The following is a 19,075-nucleotide window of genomic DNA, read 5'->3' on the forward strand; positions in this document are numbered from 1 at the left end:
TGTCTCATGCCTGCCCGATCAGTTCGGGATCAGGTCCGGCACGATTGTCACGATGCCCGGTGCGAACCACAGCAGCGCAAGCCCCGCCACCTGGATCAGCACGAAGGGGATGACCCCACGGTAGATGTGCCCAGTGGTCACCGAGGCCGGGGCCACGCCGCGCAGGTAGAACAGCGCGAAGCCAAAAGGCGGCGTGAGGAACGAGGTCTGCAGGTTGACCGCGATCATGATGGTCACCCACTTCGGATCGAAGCTGCCGCCGTAGATCACCGGGCCGACGATCGGCACCACGATGTAGATGATCTCGAGGAAGTCGAGCACGAAGCCGAGGATGAACAGCACCAACATGACGATCAGGAAGACCTTGTGCTCGTCATCGAAGCTTTTCAGGAAGCTCTGGATGTAGTGCTCGCCGCCGAAGGAGATCACCACCAGGTTCAGCAGCTGCGAGGCCACGAGGATGGTGAAGACCATTGAGGTCACCTTCGCCGTCTCGCGCACCGCCGGGGTCAGCACCCCTGCCTTGAAGAGCACCCAGCAGGCGAACAGCAGCCCGAAAAGCGCATAGAGATACGCCGCCTGCGCCACCAAGAAGGCGATCCAGGTTTCGTAATTGGCGCCCTCGGTGCCGACCCGCAGGTCGAAGTTCATCCCGATGAGGAGCATGATCGCAACCGCGAAGGTCGACATCAGGATGATCTTGGGCGAGCGGCCGTCCTCGTTCAGCTTGCGGTAGGCCGCGAGCATGATCGCACCGGCCGCACCGAGCGCCGCGGCGGGCGTCGGGTTGGTGATGCCGCCGAGGATCGAGCCCAGCACCGCGACGATCAGCACCAGCGGCGGGAAGACCACGCGGATGAGATCGTTCTTCGCCAGCATTGCCGCCGCCTTGCCTGCGGCCCAGAAGGAGATCGCCCAAGGGATCAGCATCATCAGCACCGTCGCCAGCGGCGAGGTGTTGGGATGGATGAAGAGCACATCCACCAGCAGGCCGAGCACGATCCCGCCCGCACCGATGAGCAGCGGCCTGGGATCAGAAGACGGCGAGACCGCCCGCGCCCAGGCCAGCACGATGCCGAGGATCACCGCGATCACCGCGAGGCCGGTGCCGATGGGGGCGGCATTGGCGATCTTGGCAGCGCGCGCCGCGTCGATCTCCTCGGGGCTGAGACGGTGCGATTGCTCCACGCCGCCGGCCTCGTCGATGGCCTGCTGCTCGGCAACCGCCGTGTCCCAGGCCTCCTGGCCGTGCAGGTCGATCATCGCCGCCTGGCACTCGGGGCCGACGTTGGTGCGCAGCGAGGCCATCTGGCCGCTGTCGGAGTAGCTGTCGATCCGCGTCGACTGCGAGCCCACCACGCCCATCTGACCGAGCACGATGGTGCCGACGATCAGCAGCGCCGGAACGCCGAGGTACCAGGTGAAGGCCTCACCGCGGGTCACCGGCTCGCCGCCGCCGCCTTCGATCTGCACCGGAGGCGCGGACTGCGGGCGGAACATGGCAAAGCCAAAGGCATAAAGCGCGTAGAGCACCGCCAGCAGAATGCCCGGCAGCAGCGCCGCCTGGAAAAGCGTGCCCACGGAAACCACCGCCGGCTCGCCCAGCAGGGTCAGCGCGTCGGTGCAGCCCGCAAGCTGCGCGCGGTCTTCCTGTGCCGTGGCGTAGAGGTCCCCGGCGAGCGTGCCCAGCAGAACGATGACAATCGACGGCGGGATGATCTGGCCGAGCGTGCCCGAGGCGGCGATGACACCCGTCGCCAGCTCGGGCGAGTAGTTGTTGCGCAGCATGGTCGGCAGCGCCAGCAGGCCCATGGTCACCACGGTTGCGCCGACGATGCCGGTGGAGGCCGCGAGGAACGCGCCGACGACCACGATCGACACCGCAAGGCCGCCCGGCAGCGGTCCGAAGACGCGCGCCATGGTGGTCAGCAGGTCGTTGGCGATCTTCGAGCGTTCCAGCACGATGCCCATCATCACGAACATCAGCACCGCGAGCAGCGTCTCGATGGACTGGCCCGCGATGACCCGCTCGTTGATGCGGTTGACGATGAACGAAACGTTGCGGTCGAGCGCCACTTCCCAGCCACGGTCGAAGACTGGCATCGCGTAGCGTGGCAGGTCCGGGTAGCGGAAGATGGATATGGCATCCTCGCGCACGCCGCTTGCAACCAGCGTCCGATAAGCCTCGGAGCCGGTGTCGATGGCCTGGTGCACGAGCAGGCCGGCGCTGTCGAGCGCCGCGATGATGAAGAAGGAGATCACCCCCGCCCCGCCGATGGCAAAGGCCACCGGGAAGCCGGAAAGGATCGCCGAGAAAAGCGTGAGAAAGACGATGATCAGGCCGATCTCGACGCCATCGAGTCCGAATAGCATTTACCTATGTCCCTCTCAGAATTCCGCGTGGTCGTAGGCTTCTTCGCCTGCCTCGACCCGGTCGTGATCGTGATATTTGCCTTCGCTCTCCGGGCCTTCCTTCCATTCGAGGTAGGAGCGCCAGAAGAAGACGACCCCCTGCAGGAAGATGAAGCCGCACATCAGCACGATCAGGATCTTGAACAGGAAGTAGGCGGAAAAGCCGTTGGGGCTGAAGCCGATGGTCTCGACGTTCCAGCGCAGCGCGCGCGCCTTCATGACCAGCCGCTCTAGGCCTTCCGAGGCCGAGGGCTTGGGCACGATCAGGTGGCGCCACAGGAAGTACCAAGAATAGAGCCAGACCAGCACCGCCATCGGCATCATGAAGAACAGGCTGCCGAACATGTCGATGATCTTCTTCGCGCGGTAGCTGACCGGCGCATAGACCAGATCGACGCGCACATGCCCGCCCTGCACGAAGGTGTAGGCCAGGCAGAGCGCCACGACGATGGCGTTGTAGAGCTTGAGCTCTTCGGACCACCAGCTGACGTCGAAGCTCACCGGCACGCCGAAGCCGAACGACAGGTCTGGACGGGCGAAGACCCGCTGCACGAGGATGATGATCACCTGTTGCAGCACCATGATGAGGCCGGCCCAGGCTGCGATGCGCCCCACGGTGTTGTGGAAGCCCTCGAGCCCGCGCACCATGCCCCACATGAAGCTGTGCCGCCACATGCCGATCGCTGTGAGCACCAAGAAGGCGGTCAGCACCACGAACAACAGTTCCACCGACGCGCCGTAATAGACGAAGCGCATCACCGCCTCGTTGTCCGTCCAGTTCAGCCAGCTCGACGGATGCGTCACAGCGTAGCCGAGGTTCCAGAAGGACATGGCGATATTGCCGAAGAACCAGGTCAGGCCATCCAGTATCGCACCGAATGCCCCGCCCGAGGCTGTCTCTTCCATGACCTGTGCCCCCTTATGTCTCTTGTTGGTCTTGTTGGGTGCCCTGCCCGGCCGGCGTCTCCTGCCGGCCGGGACAGGGCTGTGTCTTCAAAGCAGGAGCGCCCCCGCGAACCGCGGGGGCGACAGACATGCGATTGGGCGGATCAGAGACCCATGACGCGGTTACGCTGGGCCGAGAAGGCGCCTTCCGAGCGGCTGATCCACTGGGCCGAGGACTTCATCGACTCGTAGTAGCTGTCGTAGCACTTCTTGTAGATCTCGTCGCCCATTGGCTCCTCGACCACTTCCTTGGCTGCGGCGCCAAAGGCGTCCCAGACGCTGTCGGGGAATTCGACGAGCTTCACGCCGCCGGACTGCAGACGCTGCAGGGCCGCCGAGTTGTTCGCCATGAACAGCGACATGGTCCAGAGGTTGGACGCGCGCGCCACCTGCTCGACGATCTTCTGCTGCGTCGGGGTCAGGCTTTCGAAGACCTCGAGGTTCATCGTCAGGTTCAGGTTCGGACCCGGCTCGTGGAAGCCCGCGGTGTAGTAGGTCTTGGTGATTTCCTGGAAACCGGCCTTCTCGTCCGCCCAGGGACCGATCCACTCGGTGCCGTCGATCGCACCCGAGGACAGCGCCTGGTACACTTCCGCGCCGGGCAGGTTCTGCACCGAGGCGCCGAGCTTGCCGAGCACCTGGCCACCCTGGCCGGGCATGCGGAACTTCAGACCCTGGAAGTCTTCGGGCGAGTTGATCTCTTTCTTGAACCAGCCACCCGACTGCGGGCCGGTGTTGCCGGCTGCAAAGGCCTTGAGGCCGAAGATCGAGTAGAGCTCGTCCGCCAGCTCGTTGCCGCCGTCATGGTAGATCCAGTTGGAATATTCCATGAAGTTCATGCCGAAGGGCACCTGGCTGAAGAACGACAGCGCCGGGTGCTGGCCGAGGAAGTAGTAATCCACGCCATGGTACATGTCGGCCTGGCCAGCGGACACGGCGTCGAAGACCTCGAAGGCACCGACGAGTTCACCCGCCGCCTTCAGCTCGACGGTCAGCTCGCCATCGGTGGCCGCGGTGATCTGGTCGGCGCAATATTGCGCGCTGTCATGCACACCGGCGAGGCCACGGCCCCAGGTGGTCACGAGAGTGAGGGTGCGGCGGCCCTGCGCGATCGCCGGAGCGGCGAGCGCGGTTGCAGCGGCGGCTGCGCCACCTGCGGTGGAAGCCCTCAGAAAAGAACGACGATCCATGTAAATCCTCCCATAGATTATTCTGCGCCTGGCGGTCTCCTCCGTCCCGGCGCGGATCGTTACGGTTCGGGCACCCTAGGACATTTTATTGCGCAAGCGAAATACCCAGCACTGCGTAGAATTGGTCATAAACTTGCCCATGACGTTACAAAAACGTAGCCTCCCCTTGCCTTCCGTTGCGGCACTCCTAGGCGAATGCGCGCTCGCGCCTTCCCAAGACGCCGAATCATGACGTAATCCAGAGGAAATGCGCGCGATCATTCAGAATCTCCGGCAGTCCTTCAGGCTCAGCTACGGACAGAAGCTCTTTCTTCTGGCCTCGGTGCCGCTCATCCTCGCCTGCGCCGCCATTGCCCTCCTCGTCGCCTTTCAATCGCGCACGCTCGCCGAGCGCGAAATCCGGCAGCTCGAGAACGAGTTGCTCGAGGCCAAGAAGCAGGAGCTGCGCAATTACGTCACCCAGGCGCGCAACGGCTTCTACTTTATCTACGGTGCCGCCGCCCCGGACGACGACGAAGCCAAGACCCAGGTCGCGCAGATCCTAGCGGCGATGATATACGGCGAGGACGGCTCTTTCTTCGTCTACGATTACGACGGCACCAACCTCGTCTCGCCGCGCCGCACCGACATGATAGGCCGCAATTGGTCCGGCCTCACCGACAGCGCCGGCACGCCCATCGTCGATCCGATGATCAAGATCGCCCGGCAGGGCTCGGGCTACCTGTCATTTCTCTGGCCCAAGCCCTCAACCGGGGAGGAGGCCGAGATGATCGCCTTCGTGCTCGGCTTCCAGGACTGGCAATGGGCGGTGGGCACCGGCGTTTGGATCGACGACGTGCTGGCCACGGTCAGTGCCAGCCGGGCTGAGGTGCAGGCCCGCATCCGCCGCACCTTCCTTTATATCGGCGGCATCACCCTTGGCGCCCTGCTGGTGGTCTTCTTCTCGGGGCTCGCGATGAACCTGCGCGAGCGGCGGCTGGCGGATGCCAAGCTCAAGGAGCTGACACAGCGGGTGTTCGACGCCCAGGAGGACGAGCGCCGCCGCGTCGCGCGCGAGCTGCACGACGGCATCAGCCAGATCCTCGTCGGGGTGAAATACGCGCTCGACATCACCAAGCGCCGCCTCGCACAAGAGGATCCGCGCGCCATGGACACGCTCGAGCGCGGACACGAGGCGCTCACCGGCGCCATCCAGGAGGTGCGCCGGATCAGCCGCGACCTGCGCCCCGGGGTGCTCGACGATCTCGGCCTCGGCCCGGCGCTGAAAGCGCTGATCGACGACTTCGAGGCGCGCACCGGCATCAAAACCACGCTCGAGACCGTGGTCTTCCGCAACCGCGTCGACCAGGAGGGGCGCATCGCGCTCTACCGCATCGCCCAGGAGGCGCTGACCAATATCGAGCGCCACTCCGGTGCCACCGAGGTCACGCTCGACCTGCGCGGCCACCGCCGCGGCGCAACGCTGCGGATCGAGGACAATGGCCATGGCATCGACCCCGACAAGGTCCGCGGCCAGCGTGGCATCGGCCTGAGGAACATGCAGGAGCGCATGGACCAACTCGGCGGACACCTGCGAATCTTGTCCTCCAGATCCGGCACGGTTATCGAGGCACAGATCCCCCTGTCGCACCTGCTTCCTCCCGAAGACGGCGCCTCCACATCCAGACCCAAGGCAAGCGCATGACCGAACCCACCAAAGTCGTCATCGTCGATGATCACCCGCTGGTCGCCGAGGGCATCGAGGCACTCTTGGAAAGCTACGATGACATCACCGTGCTGGCGACGGTCTCGGACGGCCAGCAGATGATTGACCGGCTCGACGAGCTCACGCCCGACGTCATCTTGATGGATCTCAACATGCCCGGGCTCGGCGGTCTCTCGGCCACCGAGATGATCCTCGAGCGCCGCCCCGAGACCCGCGTGCTGGTGCTCTCGATGCACGATACGCCGCAGTATATCACCACCGCGCTCGGCCATGGCGCTTCGGGCTATCTTCTCAAGGATGTGCCCACCGAGGAGATCAAGACCGCCATCGACACCGTCATGCAGGGCAAGCGCTACCTCTGCACCGGCGCCGAGGGGGCGCTGGCCCCGGTGATGACCGGCGGTCGCGAGCAGCTCACCAACCGCGAGCAGACCATCTTGCTGCAGCTGGCGCAGGGCAAGTCGAACAAGGAAGTGGCTCAGGTGCTCGATATCTCGGTGCGCACCGTCGAGACCCATCGCAAGAACATCAAGCGCAAGCTCGGGATCAGCTCCACCGCCGGGCTCACCCGCTACGCGCTGGAGCACGGCGTTCTGCAGGGCACCGGCGTCAACAGCTGACGTCTTCCGTGGCGGACGCCGCGAGTGTCAGCAGGCAATTCGTTCCAGGCACAAGTATTCCGGGGAGTCGGCGCCGGCGGACAGGGGCAAAGCCCCCGCGTGCCGACCCCGACAGGCGCTCAGATCATCTTGCCGACGCGGATCACCAGGTCTTCGGCAGCATGGAACTCCGCCGGCATGACCTGCGGGATCTGCACGCCGTCGAAGGCCGCCTCCTCGGCGTCGCGATGCCGCTCGACGGTGGCCAACGCTTGGGTCAGGACCAGCAGTCCCACCAGCGCCACAGCCTTCAGCGCGCTGAAATCCCGAGCGTGACGATAGAACCTATGATACTGCGCCATGACAGCCTCCTGCACACAAGTGAACCCTTCGGTTCAGTATTGCAGCGCTTTCAACCCACGGCAATTCACGACTTCACGCAAGCCCGTGTGAAGCCCGAAACATTGCGCGAAACATGGCGCAGCTTCGGCCATTTTTCGCGAAACTGCGTGATACACCCCATCAAACGCAATAAAAGTACAAATATCTCGCATCCAGAGCACTTTTTCTGAGCCGATAGGTGTTGACCCTCCGGCCCCTGCCGCCTATGGTCCGCCCCACGCACGAAGGGAGTCCGCCAGATGGGCCTACTTGTAATTATCGTAGAGACATGGCGCATGGGCCGGTAACCGGAACCATAATGGACCCCCATGCGCCCCCGAAATCCTCGGGGGCTTTTTTGTGCGCAAATGAGAAGTAAAATCGAAATGACGTCTGTAACGGAGACCGCGATGACACGTCAGATGACCGGAGCGAAGATGGTGGTTCAAGCCCTGAAGGATCAGGGTGTGGACACGGTATTCGGCTACCCCGGGGGCGCGGTGCTACCGATTTACGACGAAATCTTCCAGCAGAACGATATCCGGCACATTCTCGTCCGGCACGAGCAGGCGGCGATCCATGCCGCCGAGGGCTATGCCCGCTCGACCGGCCGCCCCGGTGTTGCGCTGGTGACCTCGGGCCCGGGCGCGACCAATGCCGTGACCGGCCTGACCGACGCGCTGCTGGACTCGATCCCGATCGTGGTTCTCTCGGGCCAGGTGCCGACCTTCATGATCGGCTCGGACGCCTTCCAGGAGGCGGATACCGTCGGTATCACCCGCCCCTGCACCAAGCACAACTGGCTGGTGAAGGAGACCGACAAGCTCTCGAGCATCATGCACCAGGCGTTCCACGTGGCGACCTCGGGCCGCCCGGGACCGGTTCTGGTCGACATCCCCAAGGACGTGCAATTCGCCACGGGTGAGTACACCGCCAAGCCGCAGGCGCCCGTCGGCCACTACCAGCCGCAGGTGAAGGGCGACATCGAGACGATCACCCAGCTCGTCGAGGCCATCGAGAAGGCCGAGCGCCCGGTGTTTTACACCGGCGGCGGCGTGATCAACTCGGGCCCGGGCGCCAGCCAGTTGCTGCGCGAGATCGTCGAGGCCACGGGCTTTCCGATCACCTCGACGCTGATGGGTCTCGGCGCCTACCCCGCCTCGGGCAAGTCCTGGCTGGGGATGCTCGGCATGCATGGTCTCTACGAGGCCAACCTCGCGATGCACGGCTGCGATCTGATGATCAACATCGGCGCGCGCTTCGACGACCGCATCACCGGCCGGCTCGACGCCTTCTCGCCGCGCTCGAAGAAGGCGCATATCGATATTGATCCGTCGTCGATCAACAAGGTGATCAAGGCGGACATGCCAATCGTCGGGGACGTTGGCCACGTGCTCGAAGACGTGCTGAAGATCTGGAAGGCGCGCGGCCGCAAGATCAACCGCGAGGCAATTGCCAAGTGGTGGCAGCAGATCGAGGAGTGGAAGAAGGTCAAATGCCTGACCTACAAGCAGTCCGAGACGGTCATCAAGCCGCAGTACGCGCTCGAGCGCCTCGAGGCGCTGACCAAGGGCCGTGACCGCTACATCACCACCGAGGTCGGCCAGCACCAGATGTGGGCGGCGCAATACCTCGGCTTCGAGGATCCGAACCGCTGGATGACCTCCGGCGGGCTCGGCACCATGGGCTACGGCTTCCCGGCCTCGGTCGGGGTGCAGGTCGCCCACCCCGAGGCGCTGGTGATCAACGTCGCGGGCGAAGCCTCGTGGCTGATGAACATGCAGGAGATGGGCACCGCGGTGCAATTCAACCTGCCGGTGAAGCAGTTCATCCTCAACAACGAGCGTCTGGGCATGGTGCGCCAGTGGCAGCAGCTGCTGCACGGCGAGCGCTATTCGCAGAGCTGGTCCGAGGCGCTGCCCGATTTCGTCAAGCTCGCCGAGGCCTTCGGCGCCAAGGGCATCATCTGCAAGGATCCCGCCGATCTCGATGACGCGATCATGGAGATGCTCGATCATGACGGGCCGGTGATCTTCGACTGCCTCGTCGAGAAGCACGAGAACTGCTTCCCGATGATCCCGTCGGGCGAGCCGCACAACAAGATGCTGCTCGGCGACGCGCAGGCCACCAACGCCATCGCCGGCAAGGGCGCGGTGCTGGTCTGACGGCTCGCGCGGACGAGGCCCCGCCCTGTCCGCCACCGCGACGACCACCATTCCGCACAAGACAACTCAGGAGCTGCAATCCATGTCCGCGCTACAGATCAAGAAGGGCTCGTCCAAGCATTCGGCCTACAACCTACGGCCCACCTTCTCGGACGTTCAGGAAACCCATACCATCACCGTTCTCGTCGAGAACGAGCCCGGGGTTCTGGCCCGCGTCATCGGCCTCTTCTCTGGCCGGGGCTACAACATCGACAGTTTGACGGTGGCCGAGGTGGACCACGAGGGGCACCTGTCGCGGATCACCATCGTGACCACCGGCACGCCGCAGGTGATCGAGCAGATCAAGGCGCAGCTCGGCCGGATCGTGTCGGTGCGCGACGTGCACGACCTTACCGCCGAGGGCAGTTCGGTCGAGCGCGAGCTGGCGCTGCTGAAGGTCGCCAGCACCGGCGACAAGCGGGTCGAGGCCCTGCGGCTGGCCGACATCTTCCGCGCGCAGGTGGTCGACAGCACGCTCGAGAGCTTCGTCTTCCAGCTGACCGGCACGCCCGACAAGATCGACGCCTTCGCCGAGTTGATGCGTCCCCTCGGGCTGGTCCAAGTGGCGCGGACCGGCGTCGCCGCCCTCGCCCGCGGCAAGGCCTGAGCCGCACGGCCCCACACCTCACCCCAGAAACGCTGACGGGCCCGATACTTCGGGCCCGTTTGGCTGTGCGCTCCGCCGGTGGATCTTGCTCAGGCGACATCTCTTTCGGGCCGCTGCGCATCGCGAAAGGCAATGACGCGCCCCCTCGAGCCCGCGCCTGAAAGCCCTCCCACAGGGCGCTGATCGGCGCTGAACAGCGTCTCCACCAATCCGAAAAACTTTTTTTCTTCAAGCCTATGGGGGTTGCTTGCATGACGCAGGTTCTCGCCGTCATGCATGTCGAACGCGACCAGGTCGCCCACGTTGAGCGGAGTTCCGCCCTCCGGGCCATGCTCGGGCTCATGCCAGAACGCGAGTTCGCCGTGATCTTCGCACCAGATTACTGCTTTGTGATCCGTTCGATCAGACCAGAGCACAACTCCTATCATCTTCTGTGACATACATTTCCCCACATCTCGCCCCTGACAAGACTGACGCAGATGCCGGATCGCTCACATGCGGCGAAACGTGACGTATGCTTGATTTTTGTGTCTGCATCAATCACGATTGTCTCCATATGGCATCAGCAGTGACGCTATATAGCAACAAAAAGAAGTTCACAGGGAGGGACTACGCGTGGAAGGCGTCACCTTGAAAAGAACTGTCGCAAGCACGAAAGAAAACGGAATGTCCACCGCGCCCAGGGATCAGGCACCGACCCCAAGTCCGGCAGAGCTGCGCAGCGTCTTCGGAGCCAATCTCCGGAAGCTCGGAAGCAGCGCCGCCTCCATCTCGGCTCTTTGCCGGGACCTCGGAATCAACCGCACGCAGTTCAACAGGTATCTGGCCGGAGAATCCTTTCCGCGGCCCGATGTGCTGCACCGGATTTGCAGTTTCTTCGGCGTGGACGCGCGCATCCTGCTGGAACCGGTGGAGGAGATCAGCAATGAGCCCGCCAGCCTCCTGCAGCACCCCTACCTGGCCGATTTTGTCGGCGCCGGGCTGCTCGGGCTGAGCGAGGAAGAATTCCCTTCGGGCTTGTATCGTTTCTCGCGCGCTGCTTTCTCCGAGGAATCCCGGTTCGTCGTGGGTCTGGTCCGCATCTTCCGGAAAGACGGCATGACCTTCCTGCGCGGCTTCGAGCCAAAGGAAGCGCTGGCCATGTACGACCTGCCGACCGACGCCGCGTCGCGCGAATACCGCGGGCTGGTGCTGCGCCAGGCCGAAGGCATTGCAGCGCTTGTCAGCCGCCGGGGCGCCATCACCACCTCGTTCAACTACCTGTCGAAGACGGGCGGGCTCACCAACCATTTCTGGGTCGGCTACGCCGTGCGCACCACACCCGAAAACCCCTCCGGCCGCCGCGCCGCGCGACTGGTCTACGAGTATCTGGGCAACGACAGGCACAAGGTGCTCGCGGCTGCACGAGGGACCGGCTACCGCACCGCAAAGGAACTGGTTCCCTTCCACCGTCAACAGCTTCGCGTCGACGAGGATTTCCGCTGACCAACAGCGCCGGCACCTTCCCAGCGGTGCCGGTCCCGCGTCAATCTTCCTCCGGCAGCCTGAGCTGGTCGTAGAGATGCCAGGTCGCATGGCCCAGCACCGGCAGCGCGACGAAAAGCCCGAGGAAAAACGGCAGCATCGCAGCGAAGGTCACCAGCGCCAAGAACGCCCCCCAGGCCAGCATCGGCAGCGGATGGCGCTGCACGTAATCAAACGAGGTGATCATCGCCGTGACGAAATCCACGTCCCGGTCGAGCAGCAGCGGCAACGCCAGCACGGTGATCATGTAGACCAGCAGGGCAAAGCCCGCCCCCACCAGTGTCCCAACTGCCAGCATGGCCAGCCCGTTCGGCGTCAGGAAGACATCGAGGCTCGAGCTGACGTTGGTCATCGGCGAAAGCCCGAGGAAGAGCGCAAAGATCATGTGCCCGAGGAAGAACCAGAACAGGAAGACGATCACGATCACCGCGCAGAGCGAGGGCAACTGGCGCTTCGACTGGCGCAGGATGACGCTGAAGACCTGCATCCACTCGAGCGGCTGGCCGCGTTCCAGCCGCCGCGAGACCTCGTAAAAGCCCACCGCCGCGAAGGGGCTGAACAGCGGGAAGCCGATCGCCGCCAGCACAAGCCAATAGCTCGTGCCGGTGGCCAGGGTCAGCCATGTCAGGAACAGGCCCGCCGCCACGTAGACCCCGCCGAAGACCAGCGCGAAACCGGGCGCGAAGATCAGATCGCCCAGTCCGAGTCGCAAGGCCGTTCTCAGCGTGCCAAAGCTCACGTCCGAGAACTCCGGCACCCCCGGCCGAGCCGCGTCGTCGCTCATGACGGTGTCCATGGCGCCTCTCCCTCAAACCCCCTGCTGCCAAGGATTTAAGCCGAGATGTACGCCATGTGGCAAGTCGCCGAACGGCGGCGCCCCGGAGCGTCCCGCCGAAACGCGTCCGCGCTGCGGCCCGCTCAGTCCTCGCGCGCGTCGGCGCGGGACTTGCCCGAGACTTGCTGCGCCAGCGTCGCGCCCATGAAAGGATCGAGATCGCCGTCGAGCACGCCTTGCGTGTCCGAGGTCTCGTGATTGGTGCGCAGGTCCTTGACCATCTGGTAGGGCTGCAGGACGTAGGAGCGGATCTGATTGCCCCAGCCCGCCGAGCCCTTGTTCTCATGCGCCTCGTTGATCGCCGCGTTCCGCTTGTCGAGCTCCATCTGGTAGAGCCGCGACTTCAGGGCCTTCATCGCGATGTCGCGGTTCTGGTGCTGCGACTTCTCCGACGAGGTCACCACGATGCCCGTGGGATGGTGGGTGATCCGGACAGCCGAGTCGGTGGTGTTGACGTGCTGGCCGCCGGCGCCGGAGGAACGGTAGGTGTCGACGCGGATGTCGGCCGGGTTCACCTCGATCTCGATGTTGTCGTCGACCACCGGGTAGACCCAGACCGAGGCAAAGGAGGTCTCGCGCGTGCCCTTGCCGAAGGGCGAGATGCGCACCAACCTGTGCACGCCGCTCTCGGACTTCAGCCAGCCATAGGCGTTTTGGCCGGAGATCTTGTAGGCGCAGGACTTGATGCCCGCTTCGGCGCCAGCTTCTTCCGACTGCAACTCGACCTCGTAGCCGCGCTTTTCCGCCCAGCGGACGTACATGCGCTGCAGCATCGCGGCCCAGTCGCAGGCCTCGGTGCCGCCGGCCCCGGCGTTGATCTCGAGGAAGGTGTCATTGGCATCCGCCTCGCCGTCGAGCAGCGCTTCGAGTTCCTTGGTGCCCGCGGTCTCGGCCAGCGCCTTCAGCGCCGCCTCGGCCTCGTTCACCACCTCGTCGTCCTCTTCCATCTCGCCGAGCTCGATGAGTTCGATCTGGTCGGCCAGCTCCTGCTTGATCGACTTGTAGGTGTCGATGGCATCCACCAGCTGCTGGCGCTCGCGCATCAGCTTCTGCGCGGCGGCTGGATCATCCCAGAGGTTCGGGTCTTCGACACGGGCGTTGAATTCCTCGAGCCGGAACTCCGCGGTTTCCCAGTCGAGCCGCTGCTCCAACAGGCCGAGGGACTTGCGGATTTTCTCGACGGTGTTCTGGGTCTCGGCGCGCATGCGGATGTTCCTGCGAATGGGACGTCTTGGTTCTGGGGGGACATAAACCAGCGCCGGGGTGCCTTCAAGCGTCGAGGCAGCGCACAGGCCCAGCCGCGCCCGGAATTGCCAGAGGCACCGGGCGGGCGCGATCCCAAGACCGCGGCAGCAGGCTTCAGCCCGTGGCCCCGCCCGCGTAGACCGTCAGCGTCGGAAGATCGGTGAGCGGCGCGCCGATGAGCCGCATCGCCGGCAGCGAGATCCGGCTGCCCCCCGAGGCAGGCCCCTCGATCGGCCGCAGCTCGACCTGCGCCGACTTGCCGTTTGCCGGGTAGACCACCCTGCCCTTGGTGACGCTCGAAACCAGCGGCGTCTCGAGCCAGAACCCCGGATCGGTGGGATCCCCGAGCGAGGCGACGGTGCTCCCGAGATTGCGCTCGGCGGCCGCAGGCGCCGCCGCGGCGGCGCTGCGCTCCTCGGCGCTGGTGGTGTCGAACTGCTCCTCGGTCCGCGCATTGCTGGGCGGACGCAGAGTTGCCGAGGTGGCCGTGGGGCTTGTCGGCGCCGGTGTTGGCGCGGAGCTTTGCGACGCTTGCTGCGCGCAGGCCGCCAGCAACGCCGGAAGAACAAGGGCGGGAAGGGTAAGGATCACTCTCATGTGTACGAAGCTAGGCCGCCCCCCTGCCTCTGGCAATCGCGCAGATGCTTGTCCCGGCAGGGTTTCGCGCATACATTCGTGCCATGACTTCGCCCATCACACCCCTCGTCGATCCATTCCTGCGGCCGATCTCCTACCTGCGGGTCTCGGTCACCGACCGCTGCGACTTCCGCTGCGTTTATTGCATGTCCGAGAACATGAGCTTCCTGCCCAAGAAGGAGCTTCTGACGCTCGAGGAGCTGGACCGCCTCTGCTCGGCCTTCGTCGGCCTCGGGGTCGAGAAGCTGCGCATCACCGGCGGCGAGCCCCTGGTGCGACGCGAGATCATGACTTTCTTCAACGCCATGACCCGGCATCTCGAGTCTGGCGCGTTGAAGGAGCTGACGCTGACAACCAACGGCTCGCAGCTCGAACGTTTCGCGCAGCCGCTCTGGGACGCGGGCGTGCGGCGGGTCAACGTCTCGCTCGACACGCTGGACGAAGGCAAATTCGCCGACATCACACGCTGGGGCCGCCTGCCACAGGTGTTGCGCGGCATCGACGCGGCGCAGAAGGTCGGCATGCGCGTCAAGCTCAACGCCGTCGCGCTGAAGGGCTTCAACGAGGACGAACTCTTCTCGATGACCGAATGGTGCGCCGCGCGCGGCATCGATCTGACCTGGATCGAGGTCATGCCGATGGGCGATATCGGCAACGAGGACCGGCTCGGTCAGTACTGGAAACTCTCGGACGTGCGCGCCAAGCTTTCAGAGCAGTACACGCTCACCGACCTGCCCGAGAGCACCGGCGGCCCGGCCCGCTACGTGCGGCTTGAAGAGACCGGCCAGAAGATCGGCTTCATCACCCCGCTGACCCACAACTTCTGCGAAAGCTGCAACAGGGTTCGGCTGACCTGCACCGGCGAGCTCTTCATGTGCCTCGGTCAGGAAGACAACGCCGATCTGCGCGCGCCGCTGCGCAACCACCCCGACACCGACGCTCCGCTCGAAGAGGCGATCCGCGCGGCGATCCTGCGCAAGCCCAAGGGGCATGATTTTGACTATTCTCGCCAATCGGTGGACGGGCGCGTGTCGCGCCACATGAGCCACACCGGCGGCTGATCTGATCCGGCGCGCGCAGGGGGCGCTGCCCCCTCGCCGCTCTGCAGCTCACCCCTGCGTATTTTCAAACAGAAGAGCCGGTCGTGAAGACGCCCGCCGCGGATAAACCGGGCGGGCGTTTTCGTTTTTGCTTTCGGGCCTTGCCCCCGCGGATCAGTTGCCCTGCAGCAGCGGGGTGATGCGGCGCACGGCGGCGCGGCGGTTCTCGCGCTCGTCACCCGACGTCTGCACCGCGAGATCGCTCTCGCCGTACCCCTGAAGCACCATGTTGGCAGCCGGAACCTTGAAATACTCGGTCAGCGCCAGGGCCACGGATTCCGCGCGGCGGTCCGAAAGGGCAAGGTTGTAGCTCGCCGGGCCGGTGGCATCGGTATGGCCCTCGATCAGAAAGACCTCCGAAGGGTTCTGCTCGATCATCCGCTTCATCGCATTGCCAAGCGCGGCCAGCTCTTCTGCCTCGCCCGGGCGGATCGCCGCGGAGTTGGTCTGGAAGGTTACCGTGTCCACCGAGATCTCGGGCACGAGGTGACGCACACGGTCAATGTTGCGGATCTGGTTGAGCGAGAAGGCCCGGTTCACGCCGTCGGCCTCGCGCGAGGCCAGCGCGGCGGCAAGATCCTCGCCCTGCAGGTCACGGAAGTTCAGACGCTGGGTCCGGGCCTGCGGCAGCTCGCTGACAACCACCTGCTGCGCGCTTTGGGTGTCGTCAAAGAGCACGACCTGCTGACCGTCGGGCAGGATGCGCGCACGGCGCAGCACGCGGCCATCGGCGGTCTTGATCGTCTCGACCGAAGTGCCGTCGCCATAGGCGACAACGGTGCGGGTCGAGCCATCGTTGTAGCGGTAGGTCTTCACGTCCGAGCCGGGCTGGCGCAACAGCACGTCGTCGTTGCGCAGCACGCGGTACTGGCCGTCCTGCTCGACCACGACGCGGTCGCCGGTGTTCTGCACGACCTGCGCGCCATCATCGAGGATCTGGCTCAGCGCGAAGGTGCCCAGACCGACGAGCGCCGCCTTCTCAAAGTTGCTGAGGCCGTCCTCGTCGTCGTCTTTCTTCTTGGCCTTTGCGCTTTCCTCGGCCTGCTGCTCGGGCTCTGCCTGCGTGCGCAGGTCGGTGGCGAAATCCTCGTCGGAGGCGCGCACGTCGGCCTCGGTCAGGGTTTCCTCGACCAGTTCGGCATCGTCCGGGGTTTCCTCGGAAGACGCGGCGGCCGCGGCGGTCTGAGCCTGCTCTTCCTCGCGGGCGACGGCCTCGGCCTGCTGCTCGTCGCTTGCCGCCTCGGGCTCGGCTTCGGTGCTCTGCGGCTGGGTCTCGGCGTCCGGCGCGGCAGCCTGTTGCTCGGCCTCCGCCTCGGCTGCGGAGGGCTCCGCGGCGGCACCGCCGGTGGCGGCCTCCTCGGCGGGTGCGTCCGGCGTCACAGTCGCGTCGCCTTGGGCTGCCTGCTCTGCCTCGAGCGCCTGCTTCAACTCGTCGGCGCCTTCGGTCTCATCCGGCGTCGCCTCGGCTCCGGCGGTGGTGTCCGTCGCAGCGTCAGCCTCGGGGGCCTCGGTCGGTGCAGTGGTCGCCTCGGCGTCTGCCGATTGTTCAGCCTCGAGGGCTTTTTTCAGCTCGTCCGAGCTTTCTGCCGTGGCAGGTTCCGACGGGGACTCGGCGGTTGCCTCGGCTTTCGGCTCCGAAGTCGCATCGCCTTGGGCTGCCTGCTCCGCCTCGAGCGCCTGCTTCAGCTCGTCCGAACCCTCGGTCTCGGCGGCTTGCGGCTCGGCTTCTGCTGCGGGTGCTGCGGCGGAGTCGCTGGTCTTTGCCTGCGCGGCCTCCGGGGCCGGCGCCTCTTCGGCGCTCAGGGTCTCGGCTTCGCCCTTGCGCGCGGGGGCCTCGGCCTGCTGCTCAGTCTGCTGCTCAGTCTCGGTTTGGGCTTGCTCGGGCTCTGCCTGCGCTGCGGCGGCGGGGGCTTCCTCGGTGGGGGCGCTGGTCTCGGCGCTCGCTTCGGGAGTCTCGAGCGTGCCATCCGCCTCGGCTTCGGCCTCGACGCCAGCCTTCGTATCTGCCTCGGCAGAGGGTGTCTCGGCCGAAGCTCCGGTCTCGGCGGCGACCTCACCCTCCTTATTGCCGGCCTCCTTATTGCCAGCCTCCCCGCCCTTGGCTTTGGGCTCTGCGTCTTGGCAAGCCTTGGCGTCGGGCGTCTGCGCACAATCGGCCTCGGCCTTCTGGCTCTGGGCCGCCACGGGCATGGCGAGGCTCGCGGCGAGCGCGAGGATGGTCGTCGATTTCAGAAGACCTTTGGTCATTCGTTACGTCCTTCTCCTGTTCCGCAAAGCGCGGCGTGGGAAGGCAACGAAACGGCCGGGAAAAAGTTCATTCCATCTGCATAATAAACAAGCGGAAAAATGCTCGCGCCGAGCTAGACCCCCTGCAACAGCGCCATGAGACGCGCCTTCTCGCCGCTGTCGCGCGCGCTGGAGATCACCGCTGCCAAATCCTCCAGCGAGGCAATGCTGTGCCCGGCGCGGAAGCTGTCCACATGCGGCAGCATGGCGCGGATCCCGGCGGCCCTTGGCGCGAAACCGTCCCAGCGCAGCAGCGGGTTCAGCCAGATGAGCCGCCGCGCCGACAGCTGCAGGCGCTGGACCTCGCGCGCGAGCAGTCCCGCGTCGTCACGGTCGAGCCCGTCGGTGATCAGCAGCACCACCGCGCCCTGCCCCATGACGCGCCGGCTCCAGTCGCGATTGAAGGCGTGCAGGCACTGGCCGATGCGGGTTCCGCCCTCCCAGTCCTGCGCCTCGGCCCCGGCGGCCCTGAGCGCGGCATCGACGTCACGGGTGGCAAGATGGCGGGTGATGTTGGTGAGCCGCGTGCCGAAGGTGAAAGCATGTACCTTGGCCCAGCCCGCGCCGCGGCGGTTGGCCACCGCGTGCAGAAAATGCAGCACCATCCGCGAATACTGGCTCATTGAGCCGGAGATGTCGCAGAGCACGACCAGATTGGGCCATTTCTCGCGCGGCTCGAGATGCGCGAGGGACCGGATCTCGCCGCCCTGCTTCATCGCCGCGCGCAGCGTGCGCCGCCGGTCGAGCCTGCGGCCCAGCACCGAAGCCTTTCCGCGTCGCGACGGCAAGGGTTTCACCGGCAGCTCGAGCCGGGCCAGCATGCGTTTCGCCTCGGCGATCTCTTCGAGCGACATCTGCTCGAAGTCGAGGGACTTGAGCCGTTCCTCGCGCGAGACGGTGAAAGAGGCGTCGACCTCGATCTTCGTCGCCTCCTCCTCCTGCTCGGAGACGGGGATCTCGGGCATCTGGTCGCCAAGCAACGCCTGCGCGGCGCGCTTCTCGGCGGACTGCGCCAGCTTTTCCTCCTGAACGCCGCGGATCGCAGGCAGCATCATCGACATCATGTGCTCGAGGTAGCGCGGGTCGCGCCAGTAGAGCCTGAAGACCTGCGCGAAGACCAGCCGCTGCTCGGGGCGCGAGACGAAGCAGGCGTGCAACGTCCAGTAGAAATCCATCCGGTCGGTAAAGCCCGCGGCCTCTACCGCGCGCACCGCGTCGACCACCCGCCCCGGTCCCACCGGCAAGCCGGCGCGGCGCAGGGCGCGGGCGAAATGCAGGATGTTCTGTGCGAGCCGCGGATGCTCGGGGAGCGTGAGGGGGATCTGCTCGGCCATCACGGATGCCGCGCGTCTGGCAGGCGTGGCTTTAGGGGCCGCCTCCGGCAGGCATCAGACCACCGGCGGCTC

Annotated in this window: 16 protein-coding genes; 6 read left to right on the top strand and 10 right to left on the bottom strand. The window is 65.4% G+C overall.

The features are described from left to right. Positions 1–18: 18 nt before the first annotated feature. The 3 genes from G0D83_RS20070 to G0D83_RS20080 all read right to left on the bottom strand — a co-directional run bounded on the left by G0D83_RS20070 (position 19) and on the right by G0D83_RS20080 (position 4,547). Positions 19–2,373, bottom strand: a complete 2,355-nt coding sequence (locus tag G0D83_RS20070) for a TRAP transporter large permease subunit (protein WP_164196517.1) — start codon at positions 2,371–2,373, stop codon at positions 19–21. A 15-nt stretch (positions 2,374–2,388) separates the two neighbouring features. Next, complete coding sequence (locus G0D83_RS20075) at positions 2,389–3,318, bottom strand: TRAP transporter small permease subunit (RefSeq protein WP_164196518.1); 930 nt, start codon at positions 3,316–3,318, stop codon at positions 2,389–2,391. A 143-nt stretch (positions 3,319–3,461) separates the two neighbouring features. Continuing rightward, the gene (locus G0D83_RS20080) at positions 3,462–4,547 is read right to left on the bottom strand and encodes a TRAP transporter substrate-binding protein (RefSeq protein WP_164196519.1); all 1,086 of its coding nucleotides are present in this window, start codon (positions 4,545–4,547) and stop codon (positions 3,462–3,464) included. A 247-nt stretch (positions 4,548–4,794) separates the two neighbouring features. On the opposite strand from G0D83_RS20080, the gene G0D83_RS20085 reads away from it, so the two are divergent. Next, positions 4,795–6,231: a cache domain-containing protein gene (locus G0D83_RS20085; protein ID WP_164196520.1), complete on the top strand. Its 1,437-nt coding sequence runs from the start codon at positions 4,795–4,797 to the stop codon at positions 6,229–6,231. After that, the gene (locus tag G0D83_RS20090) at positions 6,228–6,872 is read left to right on the top strand and encodes a response regulator transcription factor (protein ID WP_108965303.1); all 645 of its coding nucleotides are present in this window, start codon (positions 6,228–6,230) and stop codon (positions 6,870–6,872) included. The genes G0D83_RS20085 and G0D83_RS20090 overlap by 4 nt, the downstream gene beginning before the upstream one ends. 119 nt (positions 6,873–6,991) lie before the next feature. Here the strand turns inward: G0D83_RS20090 and G0D83_RS20095 are convergent, their stop codons facing one another. Further along, on the bottom strand, positions 6,992–7,213 hold the full coding sequence (locus tag G0D83_RS20095) for a hypothetical protein (protein ID WP_164196521.1): 222 nt from the start codon (positions 7,211–7,213) through the stop codon (positions 6,992–6,994). Positions 7,214–7,642: 429 nt separating this feature from the next. On the opposite strand from G0D83_RS20095, the gene G0D83_RS20100 reads away from it, so the two are divergent. Continuing rightward, positions 7,643–9,397: an acetolactate synthase 3 large subunit gene (locus G0D83_RS20100; protein WP_164196522.1), complete on the top strand. Its 1,755-nt coding sequence runs from the start codon at positions 7,643–7,645 to the stop codon at positions 9,395–9,397. 82 nt (positions 9,398–9,479) lie between these two features. Then, the gene (ilvN, locus tag G0D83_RS20105) at positions 9,480–10,043 is read left to right on the top strand and encodes an acetolactate synthase small subunit (RefSeq protein WP_108965297.1); all 564 of its coding nucleotides are present in this window, start codon (positions 9,480–9,482) and stop codon (positions 10,041–10,043) included. Positions 10,044–10,132: 89 nt separating this feature from the next. Here ilvN and G0D83_RS20110 read toward each other — a convergent pair whose 3' ends face one another. Further along, on the bottom strand, positions 10,133–10,483 hold the full coding sequence (locus tag G0D83_RS20110; RefSeq protein ID WP_164196523.1) for a hypothetical protein: 351 nt from the start codon (positions 10,481–10,483) through the stop codon (positions 10,133–10,135). Positions 10,484–10,658: 175 nt separating this feature from the next. Between G0D83_RS20110 and G0D83_RS20115 the strand changes: the two genes are divergently transcribed. Further along, positions 10,659–11,528 carry a helix-turn-helix domain-containing protein gene (locus G0D83_RS20115; protein ID WP_370457281.1) on the top strand — a complete coding sequence of 290 codons (870 nt, stop codon included), beginning with the start codon at positions 10,659–10,661 and terminating at the stop codon, positions 11,526–11,528. 40 nt (positions 11,529–11,568) lie between these two features. On the opposite strand, the gene G0D83_RS20120 is transcribed toward G0D83_RS20115, so the two are convergent. From G0D83_RS20120 to G0D83_RS20130, 3 genes are all read right to left on the bottom strand, one after another. Next, complete coding sequence (locus G0D83_RS20120; protein WP_164196524.1) at positions 11,569–12,363, bottom strand: DUF2189 domain-containing protein; 795 nt, start codon at positions 12,361–12,363, stop codon at positions 11,569–11,571. A 122-nt stretch (positions 12,364–12,485) separates the two neighbouring features. Then, on the bottom strand, positions 12,486–13,607 hold the full coding sequence (prfB, locus tag G0D83_RS20125; RefSeq protein ID WP_108965289.1) for a peptide chain release factor 2: 1,122 nt from the start codon (positions 13,605–13,607) through the stop codon (positions 12,486–12,488). A gap of 154 nt (positions 13,608–13,761) precedes the next feature. Then, complete coding sequence (locus G0D83_RS20130) at positions 13,762–14,244, bottom strand: hypothetical protein (protein ID WP_164196525.1); 483 nt, start codon at positions 14,242–14,244, stop codon at positions 13,762–13,764. Positions 14,245–14,327: 83 nt separating this feature from the next. Here G0D83_RS20130 and moaA point away from each other — a divergent pair, with 83 nt between their 5' ends. Beyond that, positions 14,328–15,344: a GTP 3',8-cyclase MoaA gene (gene moaA / locus G0D83_RS20135; RefSeq protein WP_108965285.1), complete on the top strand. Its 1,017-nt coding sequence runs from the start codon at positions 14,328–14,330 to the stop codon at positions 15,342–15,344. Between the two features lie 153 nt (positions 15,345–15,497). Here the strand turns inward: moaA and G0D83_RS20140 are convergent, their stop codons facing one another. Together G0D83_RS20140 and G0D83_RS20145 are read right to left on the bottom strand one after the other, a co-directional pair. Further along, a complete protein-coding gene (locus tag G0D83_RS20140; RefSeq protein WP_164196526.1) occupies positions 15,498–17,630 on the bottom strand; it encodes an OmpA family protein in 2,133 nt (710 codons plus the stop codon). A 113-nt stretch (positions 17,631–17,743) separates the two neighbouring features. Further along, the gene (locus G0D83_RS20145; RefSeq protein WP_164196527.1) at positions 17,744–19,003 is read right to left on the bottom strand and encodes a VWA domain-containing protein; all 1,260 of its coding nucleotides are present in this window, start codon (positions 19,001–19,003) and stop codon (positions 17,744–17,746) included. Positions 19,004–19,075 lie beyond the last annotated feature (72 nt).

Source organism: Salipiger sp. PrR003 (genome assembly GCF_010500785.1).
Lineage (GTDB): Bacteria > Pseudomonadota > Alphaproteobacteria > Rhodobacterales > Rhodobacteraceae > Salipiger > Salipiger pacificus_A.

Excerpts from the sequence above, each read along its gene's own strand:
- ilvN (WP_108965297.1), top strand. The coding sequence starts at position 9,480 with ATGTCCGCGCTACAGATCAAGAAGGGCTCGTCCAAGCATTCGGCCTAC.
- G0D83_RS20110 (WP_164196523.1), bottom strand. The coding sequence starts at position 10,483 with ATGTCACAGAAGATGATAGGAGTTGTGCTCTGGTCTGATCGAACGGAT.
- G0D83_RS20075 (WP_164196518.1), bottom strand. The coding sequence starts at position 3,318 with ATGGAAGAGACAGCCTCGGGCGGGGCATTCGGTGCGATACTGGATGGC.
- G0D83_RS20070 (WP_164196517.1), bottom strand. The coding sequence starts at position 2,373 with ATGCTATTCGGACTCGATGGCGTCGAGATCGGCCTGATCATCGTCTTT.
- G0D83_RS20090 (WP_108965303.1), top strand. The coding sequence starts at position 6,228 with ATGACCGAACCCACCAAAGTCGTCATCGTCGATGATCACCCGCTGGTC.
- G0D83_RS20095 (WP_164196521.1), bottom strand. The coding sequence starts at position 7,213 with ATGGCGCAGTATCATAGGTTCTATCGTCACGCTCGGGATTTCAGCGCG.
- G0D83_RS20120 (WP_164196524.1), bottom strand. The coding sequence starts at position 12,363 with ATGGACACCGTCATGAGCGACGACGCGGCTCGGCCGGGGGTGCCGGAG.
- moaA (WP_108965285.1), top strand. The coding sequence starts at position 14,328 with ATGACTTCGCCCATCACACCCCTCGTCGATCCATTCCTGCGGCCGATC.
- G0D83_RS20100 (WP_164196522.1), top strand. The coding sequence starts at position 7,643 with ATGACACGTCAGATGACCGGAGCGAAGATGGTGGTTCAAGCCCTGAAG.
- G0D83_RS20145 (WP_164196527.1), bottom strand. The coding sequence starts at position 19,003 with ATGGCCGAGCAGATCCCCCTCACGCTCCCCGAGCATCCGCGGCTCGCA.
- G0D83_RS20140 (WP_164196526.1), bottom strand. The coding sequence starts at position 17,630 with ATGACCAAAGGTCTTCTGAAATCGACGACCATCCTCGCGCTCGCCGCG.
- G0D83_RS20130 (WP_164196525.1), bottom strand. The coding sequence starts at position 14,244 with ATGAGAGTGATCCTTACCCTTCCCGCCCTTGTTCTTCCGGCGTTGCTG.
- prfB (WP_108965289.1), bottom strand. The coding sequence starts at position 13,607 with ATGCGCGCCGAGACCCAGAACACCGTCGAGAAAATCCGCAAGTCCCTC.
- G0D83_RS20080 (WP_164196519.1), bottom strand. The coding sequence starts at position 4,547 with ATGGATCGTCGTTCTTTTCTGAGGGCTTCCACCGCAGGTGGCGCAGCC.
- G0D83_RS20085 (WP_164196520.1), top strand. The coding sequence starts at position 4,795 with ATGCGCGCGATCATTCAGAATCTCCGGCAGTCCTTCAGGCTCAGCTAC.